14 protein-coding genes and 1 tRNA gene are annotated in these 18,206 nt (G+C 41.7%); 6 read left to right on the forward strand and 9 right to left on the reverse strand.

The genetic code is table 11. The features are described 5' to 3' along the window. Positions 1-23: 23 nt before the first annotated feature. On the forward strand, positions 24-1,751 hold the full coding sequence (locus BC659_RS12790; RefSeq protein ID WP_133475192.1) for a phospho-sugar mutase: 1,728 nt from the start codon (positions 24-26) through the stop codon (positions 1,749-1,751). 73 nt (positions 1,752-1,824) lie between these two features. Here BC659_RS12790 and BC659_RS12795 read toward each other — a convergent pair whose 3' ends face one another. Then, positions 1,825-2,355 (reverse strand): hypothetical protein, encoded by a 531-nt coding sequence (locus BC659_RS12795; protein WP_133475193.1) that lies wholly within the window; start codon positions 2,353-2,355, stop codon positions 1,825-1,827. A 194-nt stretch (positions 2,356-2,549) separates the two neighbouring features. On the opposite strand from BC659_RS12795, the gene BC659_RS12800 reads away from it, so the two are divergent. Continuing rightward, positions 2,550-3,209 (forward strand): protein-L-isoaspartate(D-aspartate) O-methyltransferase, encoded by a 660-nt coding sequence (locus BC659_RS12800; RefSeq protein WP_133475194.1) that lies wholly within the window; start codon positions 2,550-2,552, stop codon positions 3,207-3,209. Positions 3,210-3,363: 154 nt separating this feature from the next. On the opposite strand, the gene BC659_RS12805 is transcribed toward BC659_RS12800, so the two are convergent. The 3 genes from BC659_RS12805 to BC659_RS12815 form a co-directional block, all read right to left on the reverse strand. Next, the gene (locus tag BC659_RS12805) at positions 3,364-6,042 is read right to left on the reverse strand and encodes a TonB-dependent receptor (protein ID WP_133475195.1); all 2,679 of its coding nucleotides are present in this window, start codon (positions 6,040-6,042) and stop codon (positions 3,364-3,366) included. 161 nt (positions 6,043-6,203) lie between these two features. After that, positions 6,204-6,806, reverse strand: coding sequence for a DUF445 domain-containing protein (locus BC659_RS12810; RefSeq protein WP_133475196.1), 603 nt, complete (start codon positions 6,804-6,806; stop codon positions 6,204-6,206). A gap of 50 nt (positions 6,807-6,856) precedes the next feature. Then, a tRNA-His gene (locus tag BC659_RS12815) sits at positions 6,857-6,930 on the reverse strand. Between the two features lie 151 nt (positions 6,931-7,081). Between BC659_RS12815 and BC659_RS12820 the strand changes: the two genes are divergently transcribed. Continuing rightward, positions 7,082-9,244, forward strand: a complete 2,163-nt coding sequence (locus BC659_RS12820) for a carboxy terminal-processing peptidase (protein WP_246027140.1) — start codon at positions 7,082-7,084, stop codon at positions 9,242-9,244. Positions 9,245-9,320: 76 nt separating this feature from the next. Continuing rightward, on the forward strand, positions 9,321-9,824 hold the full coding sequence (locus BC659_RS12825) for a UpxY family transcription antiterminator (RefSeq protein WP_133475197.1): 504 nt from the start codon (positions 9,321-9,323) through the stop codon (positions 9,822-9,824). 67 nt (positions 9,825-9,891) lie between these two features. Here the strand turns inward: BC659_RS12825 and mtaB are convergent, their stop codons facing one another. After that, positions 9,892-11,163: a tRNA (N(6)-L-threonylcarbamoyladenosine(37)-C(2))-methylthiotransferase MtaB gene (mtaB, locus tag BC659_RS12830; RefSeq protein ID WP_133475198.1), complete on the reverse strand. Its 1,272-nt coding sequence runs from the start codon at positions 11,161-11,163 to the stop codon at positions 9,892-9,894. Between the two features lie 203 nt (positions 11,164-11,366). On the opposite strand from mtaB, the gene BC659_RS12835 reads away from it, so the two are divergent. Further along, a complete protein-coding gene (locus BC659_RS12835) occupies positions 11,367-12,674 on the forward strand; it encodes a sensor histidine kinase (protein ID WP_133475199.1) in 1,308 nt (435 codons plus the stop codon). 29 nt (positions 12,675-12,703) lie between these two features. Here BC659_RS12835 and BC659_RS12840 read toward each other — a convergent pair whose 3' ends face one another. From BC659_RS12840 to BC659_RS12855, 4 genes are all read right to left on the reverse strand, one after another. Further along, the gene (locus tag BC659_RS12840) at positions 12,704-13,237 is read right to left on the reverse strand and encodes a hypothetical protein (protein WP_133475200.1); all 534 of its coding nucleotides are present in this window, start codon (positions 13,235-13,237) and stop codon (positions 12,704-12,706) included. Positions 13,238-13,348: 111 nt separating this feature from the next. Beyond that, positions 13,349-13,795, reverse strand: a complete 447-nt coding sequence (locus tag BC659_RS12845; RefSeq protein ID WP_211340783.1) for a hypothetical protein — start codon at positions 13,793-13,795, stop codon at positions 13,349-13,351. 19 nt (positions 13,796-13,814) lie between these two features. After that, positions 13,815-14,273, reverse strand: coding sequence for a hypothetical protein (locus tag BC659_RS12850; protein ID WP_133475201.1), 459 nt, complete (start codon positions 14,271-14,273; stop codon positions 13,815-13,817). Positions 14,274-14,322: 49 nt separating this feature from the next. Further along, positions 14,323-14,511: a hypothetical protein gene (locus BC659_RS12855; RefSeq protein ID WP_133475202.1), complete on the reverse strand. Its 189-nt coding sequence runs from the start codon at positions 14,509-14,511 to the stop codon at positions 14,323-14,325. Positions 14,512-14,978: 467 nt separating this feature from the next. Between BC659_RS12855 and BC659_RS17050 the strand changes: the two genes are divergently transcribed. Then, positions 14,979-18,206 (forward strand): glycosyltransferase family 117 protein, encoded by a 3,228-nt coding sequence (locus tag BC659_RS17050; protein ID WP_246027142.1) that lies wholly within the window; start codon positions 14,979-14,981, stop codon positions 18,204-18,206.

Consider the following 18,206-nt stretch of genomic DNA (forward strand, 5'->3'; position numbering starts at 1 on the left):
CGCAATACTAAAAGCGATTAATTATGGATGCTGCCATACTCGAAAAAGTGAATAGCTGGCTTACCGGCAATTATGATGCGGATACCAAAGAGGCTATCCGGAAAATGCAGGAGAACCAGCCTGATGAACTTGCAGATGCCTTTTACCGAAACCTTGAATTCGGAACGGGTGGTTTACGCGGTATCATGGGCATCGGAACCAATCGTGTCAATAAATACACCATTGGTATGGCTACACAGGGTTTTGCCAATTATCTCAAAAAGTCTTACGGTGATCAGGAAATTAAAGTGGCTATTGGTCACGACAGTCGGAATAACAGCCGCTTTTTTGCTGAAACCACCGCCAATGTTTTTGCTGCAAACGGCATCAAAGTATTTCTATTTGAAGCTTTAAGGCCTACACCTGAACTTAGTTTTGCCATCAGGTACCTGGGATGTCAGGGTGGAGTGGTTTGTACAGCATCACATAACCCTAAAGAATATAACGGTTATAAAGCTTACTGGAATGATGGCGGTCAGTTGGTACCTCCACATGATAAGAACGTAATCAAAGAAGTGGAAGCGATTACGAATGTGAATGATGTGAAATGGGACGGTGGAGCTGCCAATATTACCCTGCTGGGGAGCGATATGGATGAAGCCTACATCAATATGGTAAAACAACTTAGTGTTTATCCGGATGTAATAGCGAAGCAGCATGATCTTAAAATTGTATATACACCCATTCATGGAACAGGTATTACACTGGTGCCTCAGGTATTGAAAACTTTTGGGTTTACCAATGTTACGGTGGTAGAAGAACAGTCTACACCAGATGGTAATTTCCCAACGGTTGTGTACCCGAATCCGGAAGAAAGTGAAACCATGGGTATCGGTTTACAGAAAGCCAGGGAACTGGATGCTGATATCCTTTTAGGGACTGATCCTGATGCAGACAGGGTTGGTATTGGTGTAAAAAATCATAAGGGTGAATGGGTACTGATGAATGGTAACCAGACTGCTGTACTTGCTTTTGCTTATATGATAGAAGCCAGAAAAGCCAAAGGTATTGCGGCCTCTAATGATATGGTGATCTCTACGATTGTTACGACCCAAATGATCAATGAAGTAGCAAGACAGAATCAGGTAGCCTGTTACAACGTACTTACCGGCTTCAAATGGATAGCAGAACTCATTAAGGAAAAAGAGGGGAAGGAAAACTATGTAATAGGAGGGGAAGAGAGTTTTGGCCTGATGATTGGCGATAAAATCCGTGATAAAGATGCGGTAAGTGCTGTGGCATTGATGTGTGAAATGGCGGCCTATGAAAAGGCAAAGGGCAGAACCCTGTTTGATAAAATGATTGAGTTGTATATCCAGTATGGCTTCTATTATGAAAACCTGATCAGTATTACCAAGAAAGGAATGAATGGTCAGAAGGAAATTGCTGCTATGATGGAAAGCTATCGTCAGCAGCCACCGGCTACTATCGACGGAGCAAAAGTTATTGAGTTGCTGGATTATGAATTGCAAACCGGTAAAAACCTGGTTACAGGTGAAAGCTGGAAAATCTCCTTGCCTAAGAGTAATGTGTTACAGTTTATTACAGAAGATGGTAGTAAGATATCGGCCAGACCATCGGGTACAGAGCCCAAGATTAAGTTTTATTTCAGTGTGAATACAACCCTGAAAGACAAAGCTTCATTTGATGTTCAATATGCGGCTTTGCAGGAAAAAGTGAACCGTATTATTGCGGATATGCAATTGAAATAAATACAAAGCTTACATAAAAAGCCATCCGCCCTAGGCGGATGGCTTTTTGTATGGAAAGATCAATTTTTCTTCTTTAGTTGATTCTTTTGATTTTCAGATGACTGAACCTGCCACCCTGAATAGGGTATTCTCCGGTTTTATTGGCCTGCTGATCGAAAGTGAAATAAGTGAACTGGAAACTACCACTGATATAATCAGCACCAATCTGCTCTATCACCAGTTGTCCTGACTGGAAGAAATGATATTTTCCATGGGTGGAATTTGTGGTTTCTTTCCATTCAATAAAGTGACCTGGGAAATTCGTAGTTAGCGGAAAAGTTTTGGAGCCCCCTGTATTGTTTCGGGTAAAGTCTTCCACCATAAACTGAATCAGTGTGCTGCTGTCGTTGCTCAGCTTTCTTTCAGCTGAAATCCGGAGCAGGTGTTTACCTCCTTCTACAATTTTTTCAGAAGTTACCGTGATCTTATTTTCAAAGCCAACTTCAATACCGGAAACAGTGGCCTTAAAAATGGGATCAGGAACCGTATAAACCGGTTTTTCCGATTCCTTGGTACAGGATAATAGTGCAAAAGATAAAGTGATAAAAACCAATAACTGCCTCATTGTTTAATTTTTTGCAATACTATTGGCAAAGTGTAGTTGAAAGAGGAAGTCTTTATATATCCGGTCATATCTAAGTAACAGAGGTTTTCCCTGTCACATGAATATGTGGGTAATTTACATCTGATGAAATTCTTTTCACACTTATCTGATTTTCTTATTCCAGCCATATGGAAAGAGTATATTCGTAATTGCTTATGAAACCAAAATTCGACGATACTTATCAGCATAAGGGGCTAAGACGGCAACTGATTCAATTGCTGCGTGAAAAGGGTATAACCGATGAGACGGTGCTGGACGCCATGAATAATATTCCCCGTCACTTTTTTCTGGATTCAGCTTTTGATAAAATAGCCTACGAAGACCGGGCTTTTCCTATAGGGGAGGGACAAACCATTTCACAACCTTATACGGTTGCTTACCAGACCCAGTTATTACAAGTGAAAAAAATGGAAAAGATTCTGGAGATCGGAACCGGTAGTATGTATCAGTCTTCGGTACTGGCAGAAATGGGTGCCCGTGTATTTACTATTGAACGGCAAAAAAAATTATACGACCAGCATGGTAGTTTTGTTTTCAAAGGCCGTTATCCCAACCTCAAGTTTTTTTATGGTGATGGCTTTGAAGGATTGCCCGCCTATCAACCCTACGATAAAATATTAATTACAGCAGCAGCTCCTTTTATACCTCCCAAATTAGTAGCGCAGTTAAAAACAGGCGGTATGATGGTATTACCGGTAGACGAAGGCGAAAACCAACGTATGCTGCGCCTCACCAAAATGGAAGACGGCTCCCTTGCCGAAGAAGCTTTTGAAGAGTTTTCTTTTGTACCCATGCTTACGGGGAAAAACAGATAGAACAGAGGAATAAGGAATAAGAAATATGGAATGAGGAAGTGTTTACTACTTTTCATTCCTTTTTTATCTCTATAAAATGGAAAAAGTCCAGGAGAAATGATCTGCCTGGACTTTTTCTGTTTCTTATTCCTTATTCCTCTGTTTCTCTGTTCTCTTACTGCTGTATCATATCCATTCCACCGCCCTGATCGGCTTTGGTATTTTTGCGTTTAAAGAGGGTAGCATCAAACTTGCCAAAGCGGAAGTTGAAGTTCAGGCGTAATACCTGAGGGTCTCTTCTGCGCTGACTTGTTTGCTGGAACAGGTTGCTTTCAGAATAAGATTCAAATAACTGGGTACGGAAAATATCATTCATGCTCAATGTTAAAGATCCGCTCTTTCCGTTTTTCCAGGTCCATTCTTTACGGATAGCGAGGTCAAATCCATAACGTGGCAGGTTGTAACCCTGAGCGGTACCTTGCATACCACCACCCCACATCATACCACCGCCGCCACCGCCACCGCCGCGACCACCACCGCCACCGCCACCTGGAGGTAATACGGTTTTGGCCTGGTAGTCACCACTGAACTGGATAGACAATGTTTTCGTTACTTTAAAGCTACTGTTCATTTTTGCAAACCAGCTTACACGGGCATTGTTATTAATATTCTGGCCAGGGATGGTTGCATTGATTTTTGCACTGAACAGGTTGGCACTCAAAGTGAGATCCCACCACTTGGTAACAGGCATTTTATTGCTCAGTTCCAAACCATAAGTAATACTGTTATCAGCATTGATATAAGAGTTATAGAATACCGGTGTAGTATCAGATGGGTTCAGCTCATTTTTGCCAGTATAAGAATACCGGGTAATGAGATTGGTACTGTATTTGAAGAAAGCTGTTACCAGAAAATTGGCACCACGCTTATAAGCATTATTATAAGAAACTTCAAATGAATTGGTGAACTCTGGTTTCAGTCCGGCATTACCGATATTGATATTCTGTGGATCAGAATAATCAGGGAAAGGCATTAACTGGAAGAAGTTAGGTCTGTTCACACGGCGAGAGTAGTTTAACTGTAAATCTTCCTTATCATTTACTTTATAAGTAATAAATGCACTAGGGAAAAGACTCAGTGGGAAATCCACTTTGAACTGAGACGAATCAGCGCCGGTTGTTTTCAATAATGTACCGGTGTAGTTTGAGCTCTCAGCACGTAAGCCGAGCTGGTAGCTGAATTTCTTTACTTTAAAGCTGTATGTAGCATAGGCAGCAAATACCTGGTCAGTAAATTTATAACGGTTACTGATGGCAGGAACCAATGTGTATTTGTTGGTGCCATAATCATATCTGTACTGGTTGCTGTTGTTTCCGAAATCGCGGAAAGCAGCACGTGCACCCAATTCCAGCTTGCTGTCATCACTTAAAGGATTTTCGTAGTCTGTCTGAAAAGTGTAGAACTTGTTGGTACCACTACCTGTTGTTTGTTGTAACAGGGCAGGAAACTTGATGGTATTATCAGTTTTATAGGTGCTGGTACCCGTATATGCGTTATTGTCGTTTTTGCTTGAGTTGAAGTTGATGTCTGCAGAGATATTTTCTCCGTTACGTGCAAAATTGTGTTTATAGCTTAATTGAGTACCAAAGTTTTCAAAATTACTACGACTGTTATTTTGAATCTGGTTGTAAGAAGTATAAATATTATTTACTGTAGAATCAACTTTCTGTGTATTTACGTTATCAAACTGTCCTTTGTTGTAGTTGGCAGCAATTGAAATGGTATTTCTGTTATCTACCAGGAAGTCGAGACCACCACGGAAGAAACCAAAATAACCATCACTTACGTTTTTACCGTTTGTTTTTACAATGCTTGGTGTGGTAAACAGGTTGGTTCTGTCTGTAAAGTTGTTGGAGATAGATTTACGTTGATTATAGTTCGCACTCAGGAATGCGTTTATTTTATTCTGACGTATATTGATATCAGCACCCAGGTTTACACGGGCACGTGAATCAATACCGGTTCTGACACCACCATTATAACCTACTTTTTTATTCTTTTTCAGTACAATGTTCAGGATACCTGCATTACCACCCGATGCATCAAATTTTGCAGAAGGGTTAGTTATGAGTTCTACTTTTTCAATGATATCTGCTGGCAACTGGTCCAGTGTAACCGTTGTTGGGCGACCATCAATGAAAATGGTAGGGGCAGCATTTCTGAGGGTCACATTACCATCCACATCTACGTTTAACGCAGGAATGTTTTTCATGATCTCAGTAGCTGTCTGACCTGCACTAACCAGGTTTTTATCAACGTTAAATATTTTTCTGTCGATACCCATTTCAAACTGGGGTTTGGCAGTTGCGGTAACGGTTACGTTACCCAGATCAGTCGCATCCTGCTCCATTTTAATATTGCCAAGGTCTTTATCGGTCATGCCAGCCATTTGCTGCATACCGCCGCCAGCCTGACCACCTTCTCCACGTGCGGGCATTTTAATGCCGAAGGATACGGTTTTTTCCAGCGCCGCATAGCCTAAAGCACTGAATTTCAGCTTAAAATCTCCGAATAGAGGGAGGTTATCAAAGCTGAAATCGCCATTGGCACGGGTAATCTGTGTATTTAAAACGGCCTGAGCCATTTTTTTGGTTACCGTATCGAAGCGGTTACCTGAAATTTGTACGGTCACGCCCTCGATACCTTTATTGGTCTTACTGTCAACGATTTTACCGTAAAAATGCCCCACATTCATACTGGCGGGGGCCCCACCACCCATTCTGGCGCCCGGAAACTGGGCAAAAAGGGTAGAAGAGAGAATCAGAAAAGCCAAACTTGTCAATAACTTACTCATGTTTTTATGTTGAATTATACTAATGCAAAGTTGCAACGTTGTTTTTGTTTGTTATTTTTCATTACACAGACGGTAGTATGACAATCATAAAAGGGTAAAGTTTGAAGTACCATACCCCTTAATGGATGACTTGTCGGTGATAGTGTGGTTTAATTCGGTGATCAGGCCAGCATACTGATAAAAACCTGCAGAAGACCAATGACAAAACCCAGAATGGCGCCCAGAATTTCAATAAAACGAAATTCTTTAGACATAATTGAAACCAATATACTTTCCAGTTTATCGGTTGAAAAGCCGGCTACCTTTTCTATTACAATACGTTCCAGATCGAGTTGCTGCTGCAGGTTACCCATATATCGCTGCATAATGACCGGGAAAAGTGTTTCCAGTTCTTTCAGAAACACTGTTTTTAACTGCTGTATGGTGTTTTCACCGATAAACATGCTGATGATGGGCATTTCGTCGGCCAGCTTCTTACGCAGAAACTGGTCTATATGTGCTTCCACTACCGGCATTAGCTGCTGAATATTATTAGGGTCTGTGATCTTTTTTTCGATATCTGCAAAAGACAGCAACTCCTCGCTTACCAGTTTACCCAGTTTTTCAGCGAATTGCTGTTGTCTTTTAGGGAATATCCCCTGAATGGTGATACCCAGTATCTTTTTGGGTTCACGCGGGTGAAACAGCATTTTAATCGCAATCCAGTTGGTAAACCAACCGATGAATGCAGAAATGATGGGGATAAGAAGTAAAGAATAGCTCATGTGTAAAAATTTAAAAAACCTATAAGCAGTCAACTTATAGGTTTTTTCAGGGAGAACGATGGGTCTCGAACCCACGGCCTTCAGTGCCACAAACTGACGCTCTAACCAACTGAGCTACGCTCTCCGTTTTATTGGAGTGCAAAAATAGGGGTAATTGAACATTTTTCATATAGAAATCACCTGTTTTTTTATAATAACCACTCATCAAAACCTTTGTTAATTGCTAAAAACAATGCATAACTGATCAGGCTTTTCAGTTATTTTTGGAGAGTATCATGCAAAAAATTAAGGATTTTATGATGAGCAGAAAAGGTTTGGTCGTTCTCGCCGTAGTATTATTCGGCGGTTTGTTCTTCGCATTCAGGTATACAGGTGGTGGAACAGATACGGTTTTATCGCAACGTCAGCGTTTATTATCAGCAGTAGGCTCTTTATTGGAGTCGCAGCATTACAGTCCCAAAAATATCAACAACGATTTTTCAAAAAAACTATTTCAGAAGTTTCTGGATGAGTTAGATGGTGATAAAAGTTTCTTTCTTAAGTCTGATATTGCTGCTTTGCAGAAATATGAACTTACCCTGGATGATGAAATAAAGGGAGCAGAAATTCGCTTTGCCCCGGCAGTGGGTGTTATTTATGAAAAACGCCTTGCTGAAGTTAGTGCCTTATACAAAGACATCCTGGCACAACCATTCGATTTTACGAAGGATGAATCTACCATGCTTGATGGCTCCAAACTGCCTTATGCAGCGAATGAAGCGGAACAAAAAGACCGCTGGCGAAAGCTCCTTAAATATTATACGCTGGAAAGATATGCGGAGTTGGTAGACCAACGCGAGCAGAATAAGGATAAAAAAGATTTTCAGGTTAAGACGGATGCAGAACTTGAAGCAGAAGCAAGAGGACTGGTACTGAAAGCCATGAACAAACGTTTTGATCGTATCAAGAATACAGTGAAAGAAGAACAGCGTTTCAATACATTCATCAATTCTGTAACCAGCCTGATGGATCCGCATACAGATTATTTTGCACCGGTAGAAAAAAGATCATTCGATGAACAGATGAGTGGTCGTTTTTATGGAATTGGTGCGCAACTTACCGAAGATGATTTCGGTGTGAAGATTGCATCCGTACAGCCGGGTGGTGCAGCATGGAAATCAGGAGAGCTGGCAGTGAATGATATGATATTGAAAGTGGCACAGGGTAATGCAGATCCTGTAGATGTAGCTGGTTATGCAACAGAGGATGTAGTAAAACTTATCAGAGGTAATAAAGGAACAGAAGTAAGGCTCACCGTAAAAAAATCAGATGGCACCATCAAAGTGATTGCCATGCAGCGTGATGAAATAGTGTTGGATGAAACTTTTGCACGCAGTGCCGTAGTTAACGAAGGTGGTAAGAAAATAGGCTATATATGGCTCCCTGAATTTTACGCTGATTACGAGCGTGAAAATGGTAACCGTTGTTCTGAAGATGTGGCCAAGGAAATCATTAAACTGAAAAAAGAAAATATTCAGGGACTGGTAATGGACCTTCGCAATAACGGCGGTGGATCATTGTATGAAGTAATACAGATGGTAGGTCTGTTTATTAATCAGGGACCGGTGGTACAGGTGCGCGACAGAGACGGTAAGGCCAATGTTTATGGCGATCAGCGCCCCGGAACCTTGTATGATGGTCCGTTGGCGGTATTGGTAAATGAGCTCAGTGCATCGGCCAGTGAAATTTTTGCAGGCGCCATTCAGGATTACAGAAGGGGCGTGGTCATTGGCAGTACTTCTACGTATGGTAAAGGTACCGTCCAGAAAACCGTTCCTTTCGGAAATGTCGTAGACATGAACAGTGGCAGAACGGATATGGGTGCTGTAAAACTTACTTTTCAGATGTTCTATCGGATCAATGGTGGTTCTACACAGTTGAAAGGGATTGAACCGGATATCGTATTACCTGACTCATATGAATACCTCAAGATCAGGGAAAAAGATGTGCCGAATGCGTTGCCCTGGGATAAGATTGACAAAGCCACTTATTTAACCTGGCATAAGGATTATGGTCATGACCTCGTGATTCAAAATGAAAAAGACAGGGTGAAAGAGAATGCATCATTGAACCTCTTAAAAGACAACCTGATTTGGTTATCTAAATTGAATGATGAACCTGCCAGTCTGAATATTATTAAATACCGCGAATTGCAGAAGAGAATCCGTTCAACGGTGAACCAGAATAATACATTGCTGAAGCTGGGGCAGGAGTTGACAGTGAACCCTGCTGAAGCTGATAAGGATAAATTCTTCAATAATCCAGATAAAAATAAAGGAGAACGCTATCAGGCATGGCTTCGTTCGCTGAAGAGTGATATGCATATCGGAGAAACCATAAAAGTATTGAATGGACTTGCTTCCGAAATCACCAAAGCCACAGCTGCTGTAAATAAGTAAGCAATTAGACGAATTGTAGTAAATTTGCAGGTGACCTTGATACGGTCACCTGCTTTTTTTCTAAACAAAGTGAGCGATGGAGCCTGAAAAGAAATGGTTTGCCCTATATACGAAACCCCGATGGGAGAAAAAAATAGATTCGGTGCTTCTGAGAAAAGGGATCGAAAGCTGGTGCCCACTACAGAAAGTGGAGCGTCAGTGGAGTGATCGTAAAAAAATAATCGAGGACCCTTTATTCAAATCATATGTTTTTGTAAGGATTACGCCGGATGAGCGAACCAAAGTGTTAATGACGGATGGGGTACTCAATTTTGTTCATTATCTCGGCAAGCCTGCGGTCATCAAAGATGAAGAAGTAGAAACCATCAAAAAATACCTGGCTGAAAAAGATGCCAGTATTGCTATTCTCTCTGAAGAAGGTTTTCAGAATGAAATGAAGATCAAAGTAAATCATGGTGTTTTCATGGGCAATGAAGGAACCGTGATCAGAGGGGGCAAGAAAAAAGTCTATGTAAAACTCGAGAGCCTTGGTCAGGTAATGGTGGTTGAATTCCCGGCTGAGTACCTATCTGTTTTGTAAGAGCTTTTAGCATATGGTTCATAGCGTATAGCTATTGGCCCATACACTATGAACCATATGCTAAAAGCTACATCCTCCATTCCACAATTTCATTCGCCCATTCTTGTCTGTAAGGGGTTGTGATACGGATATAGTTATCGGTATAACCTTCCATCATGCCATTTTTCTCAAAAGCTTCAAACAATACTTTACGGGTCTGACCATTGTGCTGCTCAGTAAAATATTGCATCTTCATATAGGACAGATTGCGAAGTGTTTTATTTCTTTCATTCCTTGTATGAACAGGTATAACCGGTTTAATTTCCAGGGCTTTGGTATGATCGCGTTCAGAATAGGTAAATACATGCAGGTAAGAAATATCCAGCGAGTGCAGGAAATCAAAAGTTTCTTTAAAATGCGCATCTGTTTCTCCCGGAAAACCCACAATCACGTCTACGCCAATGGCACAATGCGGCATCAGTGTTTTAATAAGTTTCACCCTTTCTGCATACAATTCTCTCTTGTAACGTCGGCGCATCAGTCCCAGTATTTCATTGCTCCCGCTTTGTAAGGGGATATGAAAATGCGGCATGAATTTATCGCTGTTGGCAACAAATGCAATGATATCATTGGTGAGCAGGTTGGGTTCAATAGAAGAAATCCGGTATCGCTCAATGCCTTCCACTTTATCCAGTTCCTGGATCAGTCCAAAGAAATCTTCCTGGTGTTTATTGCCTTCGGGACCTTTTCCAAAATCGCCCAGGTTTACACCGGTTAATACAATTTCCTTTACACCATCGCTGGCCAGTTTACGTGCATGCTTTAATACATTTTCAATACTGTCGCTGCGGCTTTTGCCACGTGCCATGGGTATGGTACAGAAAGAGCAGTTATAATCACAGCCATCCTGCACTTTGAGAAAAGTACGGGTACGGTCGTTTTGCGAGAAGGAAGCATGAAACCCACTCACTTCATCAATATCGCAGCTACAGATGCGGGCGGGATCGCCTTTCGATAATTCGCGTATGTGTTGCGCTATATTGAATTTCTCCGCTGCGCCCAATACCAGGTCAACACCGGGTATCTCTGCAATTTCTTTGGGCTTAAGCTGGGCATAACAACCGGTGATTACCACAAAGCTTTCAGGGCTTCGGCGCTGAATCCGGCGAACCAGTTGCCGGCATTCTTTATCGGCATTATCGGTAACAGAGCAGGTATTGATCACATATACATCTGCAAGCCCATCAAAATCTCTCTTTTCAAAACCTTCCTGTTCCATCATCCGGGAAAGGGTGGAAGTCTCTGAGAAATTCAGTTTACAGCCTAATGTGTGAAATGCTACGCTACGTTTCTGACTCATGGGTTGCAAAGGTAGGAAGGAATGGGTAATTGTTATCTACCACGAAGCCGTGTTATGAAAAGTGGCCGCATAAATAATTGAAAATCAGCAAAATCCTTATTGTCTAGATGGCATAACATTAAAACAGGATTAATAGGTAAGACGATATCAGTAATACGCATTTTGTTTAATAACTTAGAATAAATCTGGTAATTGCCATTAACATGCTTGTCCTGGTAAAAAAACATATCTGGAACAGATGGATAGGGTCAGCAGAGCAGTTTACGCTGGAGCAAAGGATATTTCATGCCATTCTGCTGATTCTCCTTCCCATATTACTGATCTCTTCCATTTTCGATCTTTTGATCGGATTGATATGGATGGGGCTTTATATGTTATTTGCATTAGGCTGCCAGTTACTGGCATATTATCTTTCCCGCTACCGTAAAAAAAATACCATTGCCATCATACTCTTTGGTGTGAATGGTTATGGTTTTCTGGCTGTGAATTATTTTCTGAATTCCGGTATACAGGGCCCCACTTTATTATTGTTTTTATTGGCAGCCATGATTATACTGGTAGTGTCGCCCGACAAAATGAACCGGGTGTGGATGGGATTGAATCTGTTACTGGTAGCACTACTCGTTTGGCTTGATTACAGCCGACCCGGGTTTATTGAAATTACCTATGAAAGCAGATCCTTATTCTTCGCCGATATCAGCTTTTCCTACTGTTGCAGCCTGCTGGTGATTTATGGTATCACTACTTATATCAAATTCAATTATGCACGGGAACATAAACTTGCTACCGACAGGGCAGAAATAAATGCACAACAAAAAATTCAGTTAGAGAAAATTGATGAACAGAAGAATAAACTTTTTTCCATCATCGGTCATGATGTAAGAGGGCCTCTTACGCTGATACGTGGTTATCTCGATCTCATGGAGCATAAAGATGCACTCAATGAATCCGAATCGGAACAATTGAGATTGCAATTGCAGGAAAGTGTAGACGGTACCATTGAAATGCTCGAAAACCTCCTGGAGTGGTCAAGGTTACAGTACTTGCAGGAAACACAGTGGGAACAGGTAGATGTATCGGCCGCAATAGATCATGTACTCGTGCTGCTTGAAAAACAAGCTGCCAAAAAACAGATAGAGATCAGTAGAAACCGGACATCCGGAAAACAGATGATATCGGGTAATAAAAGAATCATAGAACTGGTACTCCGCAACGTAATCCAGAATGCCATCAAGTTTACACCCGTGCATGGTGCTATTCATATCTCTGAAACACTGTCTCCCGGGAAATACAATGTTGAAATAAAAGACAATGGCATGGGTATGTCTGAAGTACAGTTGAAAAGTCTCTTTACATTCAAAGCCAAGACCACTTATGGCACCAACCGCGAAAAAGGAACGGGTATGGGCCTTATGCTTTGTAAAGAATTATTAACAGGTATTGATGGAATGATTACGGCTTACAGCACAGAAGGGCAGGGTAGCCGGTTTTTGATACAATTTAAAATGTAATGGTGCGGTTTGTATGGCGGATCTTTCATTCAGAATAACCTGACCGACAATCCGAAGCTGAGGTATCCAAAATTACTGCTGTACAAACTGTTTTCCCTTAACACATGGTCAAAACTACAGTAGAACCCCAGTTTTTCTTTTTTTGATGTGAAAATTTGGATCGCTTGCCTGAATCCCAGTTTTGTTTCATTCAGGAAAAAGCTAGGTCCGACACTGGTATTTATCCAGCAGTTGTTTGCAATACGATAAGTTATTCCTGCATGGATACTGTTGATTGCATCTTTGGGTATCAGTGGCTCTCCGTTGATAATCAGAATATCCTTCGTTCCTCCCAATGCAAAGGCTGTACCTTCCATAAAGGCCTTGATTTTCTGATTGATGGGTACTGCAATTTGTACAGATCCTCCAAATCCAGTTCCGTTTTGCTGTCGGGTACGATCGTACAACATATTCACCACCTGGGCCTTGGCTGTAACGGATATTCCGGGGAGCTTATTTTTTTGTTGTGCATGTATCATTTCGCCACAAAAAACAAGTGCTATCAGGCATAAGATATTTTTCATACGAGGAAGAGAACAATCAGTATGAGAATGCTGCCTCATATAAAAGACTTTACCGCTATTGACTATTCAATAAACGGCAAAGTTGAGGGGGAACTAAAACTACAAGACGAATCAGAAATTTGCTGTGGTCAGCATCTTTTTACCAGTAGGATAAGATGTATTGGGTTCATTTTCGGCGGTTATATAAATCAGGGTGGGTTTCACCGATGACACCGTTTCAAATGAAACAGTTAAACGTTTGGATAGTAAACTACCTGAACTATTAATCCGGCCTATGTTTTTTACTGAATTGCTTTCCGATTCCATCCATACCACATAACTTTCTTTTGGAGGATCCAGTCTCTTTACTTCAGCCAGATTAGAGAGTTCCAGTTTGATCTGGTAATTGTTGTTATTGTCTTTACTTACCTTAACATATCCTCTGGCTGCCGGTACTTCAGCAGAGTTCTGGAAGTTTATTTTTTTGGAACATCCCTGCACGCTCAGCATAAGGATGGCTCCCAAACACAGGGTTCCCGATAGCATACGCCATGTATGGTAAACTGATGATATTTTCATTTGTATGCTGGTTTAATTATTAATCTTTTTTAGTGACAAAACCTGCAATGGCCTTGCCTAATTCATCCATATCGTTACCGAATTCGGTTTTAAAGGATGCCCAATTCCCTTTTTCTTTGTCATATGCATCAAGCCTGGCTTTCAGGTTTTTGTTCTGTACTTGCATGGCATTGATTTTAGAGGCATATACCGCATCCATTGTTTTACCCGATTTTGTCATTTTAACCCTTAATTCGGCAATCCGGATCTCATTGTTTGCAATGGTGGTTTCTGCATTGTTTTTATAAATTTTCCATTCCGCATCCGTGGCTTCTTTTTGTGCATCGGTAATGGTTGCTTCCTTAGCGTCTTTCAGATCAGTTTGCGCATTTTCTACTTTAATTTCAGCAGCTTCTTCTTTTTCTGCAGCAGTTTTACAGCCATGAATGGCAAATAGTATAGTAATTGATAAAACAGATGCAAATAGATTTTTTTTCATTTTTTAGAATTGATGGTGTGTTAATATATATGGTTGTAGGCAACCATTGTTACAGAAAGTGGTTGAATCTTTGTTCTGTGATGGTGAGGCCTGTTTTTTCTGGCAGCCATTGCCCCAGGTTGTTTTTAATCATCCATTCCTGCCATCTTTTTTTTAATGGCATAGAAGGGTCTTTTACGATGCGGTAATCTTTTTTCGGAATCAGGGGTAGGGGTACCCAGTTTTCTGGATTTGTCATGATGATAAATAGTATTCAATGATTCACAAAGGTGGTTCATTCAGTAGCATTGCTATTACAGCTATCACTATAAGAGTTACATCTTTTACATATAACGGATGGTTATCTTCAGCGCATGGGTATCGTCATCCATTTATTGTATCCGGATGATATTAGGGCCGGGTTTCATATTACAGTTTGTGAACAGGCCTGGAAACTAACCTGCCATTTGCTGCGGGTAGCACTACGGCGATACCTGGTGGTAAAACAGACGAAATAATGGGTGTTTTTAATATCTGTGGCCTAAATTGCCTGCATCAGGCACCCATTGATCTGGCCCCGGCTTATGCGCCTGCCGAAGGGATGAAATTGGCATATATAAGTTCCTGCTTTATAACATTTTCTTAAAAAAACGGAAACAGCTCCCGTCATTTTCAATTTTAGGATTAATAAGGTATGTTTGCCAGTCTTAAAAAACCAAAACGAATATGCAGTTTACCCGTATTAATAATCTGGTGGGTTGGGTAGTATGTTTTATTGCCTGTACCGTGTATGTTTTAACCGCTGAACCCGGAGGCAGTTTCTGGGATTGTGGTGAGTTTGTGAGCAGTTGCTACCGGTTACAGATACCTCACCCTCCCGGTGCCCCATTGTTTGTAATACTGGGTCGCCTGTTTATTGTTTTGTTTGGTGATGGTCCGATGGCCGCATCCAGAGCCGTGAATATCATGAGCGCACTGGCGAGTGGTTTTACGATCCTCTTCCTGTTCTGGACCATTACCCATTTCGCACGTCGTATTATCAATGTAAAAACAACAGATACCCTGAATGGTGGTCAGCTCTGGAGCATTATGGGTGCTGGTGTGGTAGGTGCGCTGGCTTATACCTTCAGCGATTCTTTCTGGTACAGTGCTGTGGAAGGTGAGGTTTATGCTTTGTCATCTTTCTTCACTGCCATTGTATTCTGGGCCATCCTCAAATGGGAAAACCATGCAGATGAACCCGGTGCAGACAGATGGATTGTTTTTATCTTCTTTATGATGGGGCTTTCCATCGGCGTTCACTTATTGAACCTCCTCACCATTCCTGCCATTGTAATGGTATACTATTTCAGAAAGAAAGACAATTTCAACTATACTGTTATCCGTAAATGGTTTTTACGTTTAACAGCCATCGGAGGTGTATTGGCATTTATCGGTGCATTGATTATGGCGAATGCAGATGTTACAGAACGTAACCCATCTATGGATAGTACACTGGCTGGTTTAATGATTCTGGCAACAGCGTTGGCTATTGGTCTGCTTTTCCTGGTAGAAGGTATCAATAAGCAGAAGAAAACATTGTATGGTGGTATCTATATATTCTTTGTACTGGCTTGTATTATTACAGGTGTGGTACAGGTGGGTGTGATTCAATACACTGTAAAGTTCGCAGGTACCTTTGACCGCTGGTTTGTAAATGGCTTTGGTATGCCTTTCTTCTCGGGTTTTGCTTTCTTCTTCATAATAATGGCCGGATTGATCTGGTATGGGCTAAAGTATGCCGCGAAGAAAAACTGGGCTTACCTGCGTCTGGGTTTATGGTGCGTTACTTTCATGCTGATCGGTTACAGTACTTATCTCACTACCATGATCCGTAGTAATGCGAATCCTTCGGTTGATATGTATAATGTAGACAACCCGATCAGTCTTGTTGGGTACCTCGGTCGTGAGCAGTATGGCGATTTCCCTTTGTTGTATGGACAGAAATTTACTGCACGCCCGGTTGACCTGAAATCAAATGGTATGCGTTACCAGAAAGCAAGGGATAAATACATAGAACTGGGTGAGGACAGAAAATATGCTTTTGCACCAGCTGATAAAATGATCTTCCCACGTGTATGGGACATGAGTAATGATCAGAACCACGCCGATTACTATGCGTTCTTCCTCGGCATCAACCGGATGAACGATGGCAGTTGGGAGCGTGATCCTACACAGGCCGATAACATTAAATTCTTCCTGCAATACCAGATGAACTGGATGTATTTCCGCTACTTCATGTGGAACTTTGCGGGTAAACAAAACGATAACCAGGGGCTCTTTGCGGGTAATGTAAGAGATGGTAACTGGATCACAGGTATCAAACCACTCGATAAATTTATTTATGGCGATCAGAACCTGATGCCCGACAGTCTAAAGAATAACAAGGCACACAATACACTATTTGCTTTACCCCTGATTCTCGGGTTATTAGGATTGTTCTATCACCTGAAAAAACGTGGAGACGATTTTGGGGTCAACTTCCTCATGTTCTTCTTTACCGGTTTTGCCATTGTACTTTACCTGAACCAGCCTGGCTATCAGCCACGTGAGCGTGACTATGCTTATGTGGGAAGTTTCTACGCCTTTGCGGTATGGATTGGTATCGGTGTACTCAAAGTAAGAGACTGGCTGGGTAAAGCCGTAAAACAGGCAGGTACTTCGGCGATGCTGGCTACTTTTATCTGCTTACTGGCTGTGCCTGTATTAATGGCGCAGCAGGAGTGGGACGACCATGACCGCAGCAAGAAAGTACTGGCACCAGACCTGGCAAAAGATTACCTGGAAAGCTGTGCACCCAATGCCATCCTGTTCACTTTTGGCGATAACGATACCTATCCTTTATGGTATGCACAGGAAGTGGAAGGCATCAGAAGAGATGTTCGTGTGATCAACTATAGTTTATTGGGTATCGACTGGTACATCAACCAGCTTCGTTATAAAGTAAATGAAAGTGCGCCTATCGACGTAATCTGGTCTCCTGAGCAGATTGAAGGTGGTAAGCGTGATTACATCGAATACAGACCCGATCCGAATATTCCTGAGAACAGGTATTATGATCTCTATGATCTGATGAAGAACTATGTAGGTAAAGACAATGAGCAGAATGAATACAGCTATCCTGTTAAGAAAGTATCTGTAGCTGTTGACCGCGACTTTGTTATTAAAAACGGAACAGCCAATGCTACCGACAGCATCGTAGGAGAAATGCGTTTTGAAATCGGCAAAAATGCCCTGATGAAAAACGATCTGGCCGTGCTGAACGTAATCGCAGCCAATAAATGGCAGCGTCCGATTTACTTTACTTCACCGCAAACAGAAGGGCTTGGTATTGATCAGTTCCTTCGTAGAGATGGTATGACGTACCGTCTGGTACCTGTAGAAAACGACAGGGTAAATACCAACTGGATGCTGGATAAAGTAACCAATAAATTCAGGTTTGGTAATGCCAATGTTCCGGGTGTTTATTTTGATGAAGAAAACCGTCGTCACCTCAACAGTATCCGTACAGCTTATGCTGATCTGGCATTGGATCTGGCATCTAAAAACAGAAAAGAAGAAGCTCGTAAAGTGCTGCACCAGGTTGATAGCATGATGCTGGAAAGCAATTTTGCTTATGGTATGTCGAGCCGCGGTAATATGCATAACAGAAACTCTCTGGTATTCCTCGAAGCCTGCTACCTGGCGGGTGATACCAAGCTGGCAGAAAAAGTGGCAGCTTCAGTAAAGAAAGATCTGGAGCAACAGGTAAGATTCTATAACTCACTTACCGGTAGAAAGGCAGAAGCTATGGATCCGGAAAAGCGTGGAGCTGAAAACTACCTGCAGGCTATATCGCAGATGCAGACCATGTATAACCCGCAATTACAGATTCCGGGTAAGATGATGGCAAAGGATACAGTGGGAAATAAGTAA

Origin of the sequence: Sediminibacterium goheungense (assembly GCF_004361915.1) — a bacterium.
GTDB lineage: Bacteria > Bacteroidota > Bacteroidia > Chitinophagales > Chitinophagaceae > Sediminibacterium > Sediminibacterium goheungense.

What these genes read in the sequence shown, in the direction of transcription:
- BC659_RS12790 (WP_133475192.1), top strand. Translation starts at nt 24, where the DNA reads ATGGATGCTGCCATACTCGAAAAAGTGAATAGCTGGCTTACCGGCAAT.
- BC659_RS12795 (WP_133475193.1), bottom strand. Translation starts at nt 2,355, where the DNA reads ATGAGGCAGTTATTGGTTTTTATCACTTTATCTTTTGCACTATTATCC.
- BC659_RS12800 (WP_133475194.1), top strand. Translation starts at nt 2,550, where the DNA reads ATGAAACCAAAATTCGACGATACTTATCAGCATAAGGGGCTAAGACGG.
- BC659_RS12805 (WP_133475195.1), bottom strand. Translation starts at nt 6,042, where the DNA reads ATGAGTAAGTTATTGACAAGTTTGGCTTTTCTGATTCTCTCTTCTACC.
- BC659_RS12810 (WP_133475196.1), bottom strand. Translation starts at nt 6,806, where the DNA reads ATGAGCTATTCTTTACTTCTTATCCCCATCATTTCTGCATTCATCGGT.
- BC659_RS12820 (WP_246027140.1), top strand. Translation starts at nt 7,082, where the DNA reads ATGCAAAAAATTAAGGATTTTATGATGAGCAGAAAAGGTTTGGTCGTT.
- BC659_RS12825 (WP_133475197.1), top strand. Translation starts at nt 9,321, where the DNA reads ATGGAGCCTGAAAAGAAATGGTTTGCCCTATATACGAAACCCCGATGG.
- mtaB (WP_133475198.1), bottom strand. Translation starts at nt 11,163, where the DNA reads ATGAGTCAGAAACGTAGCGTAGCATTTCACACATTAGGCTGTAAACTG.
- BC659_RS12835 (WP_133475199.1), top strand. Translation starts at nt 11,367, where the DNA reads ATGCTTGTCCTGGTAAAAAAACATATCTGGAACAGATGGATAGGGTCA.
- BC659_RS12840 (WP_133475200.1), bottom strand. Translation starts at nt 13,237, where the DNA reads ATGAAAAATATCTTATGCCTGATAGCACTTGTTTTTTGTGGCGAAATG.
- BC659_RS12845 (WP_211340783.1), bottom strand. Translation starts at nt 13,795, where the DNA reads ATGAAAATATCATCAGTTTACCATACATGGCGTATGCTATCGGGAACC.
- BC659_RS12850 (WP_133475201.1), bottom strand. Translation starts at nt 14,273, where the DNA reads ATGAAAAAAAATCTATTTGCATCTGTTTTATCAATTACTATACTATTT.
- BC659_RS12855 (WP_133475202.1), bottom strand. Translation starts at nt 14,511, where the DNA reads ATGACAAATCCAGAAAACTGGGTACCCCTACCCCTGATTCCGAAAAAA.
- BC659_RS17050 (WP_246027142.1), top strand. Translation starts at nt 14,979, where the DNA reads ATGCAGTTTACCCGTATTAATAATCTGGTGGGTTGGGTAGTATGTTTT.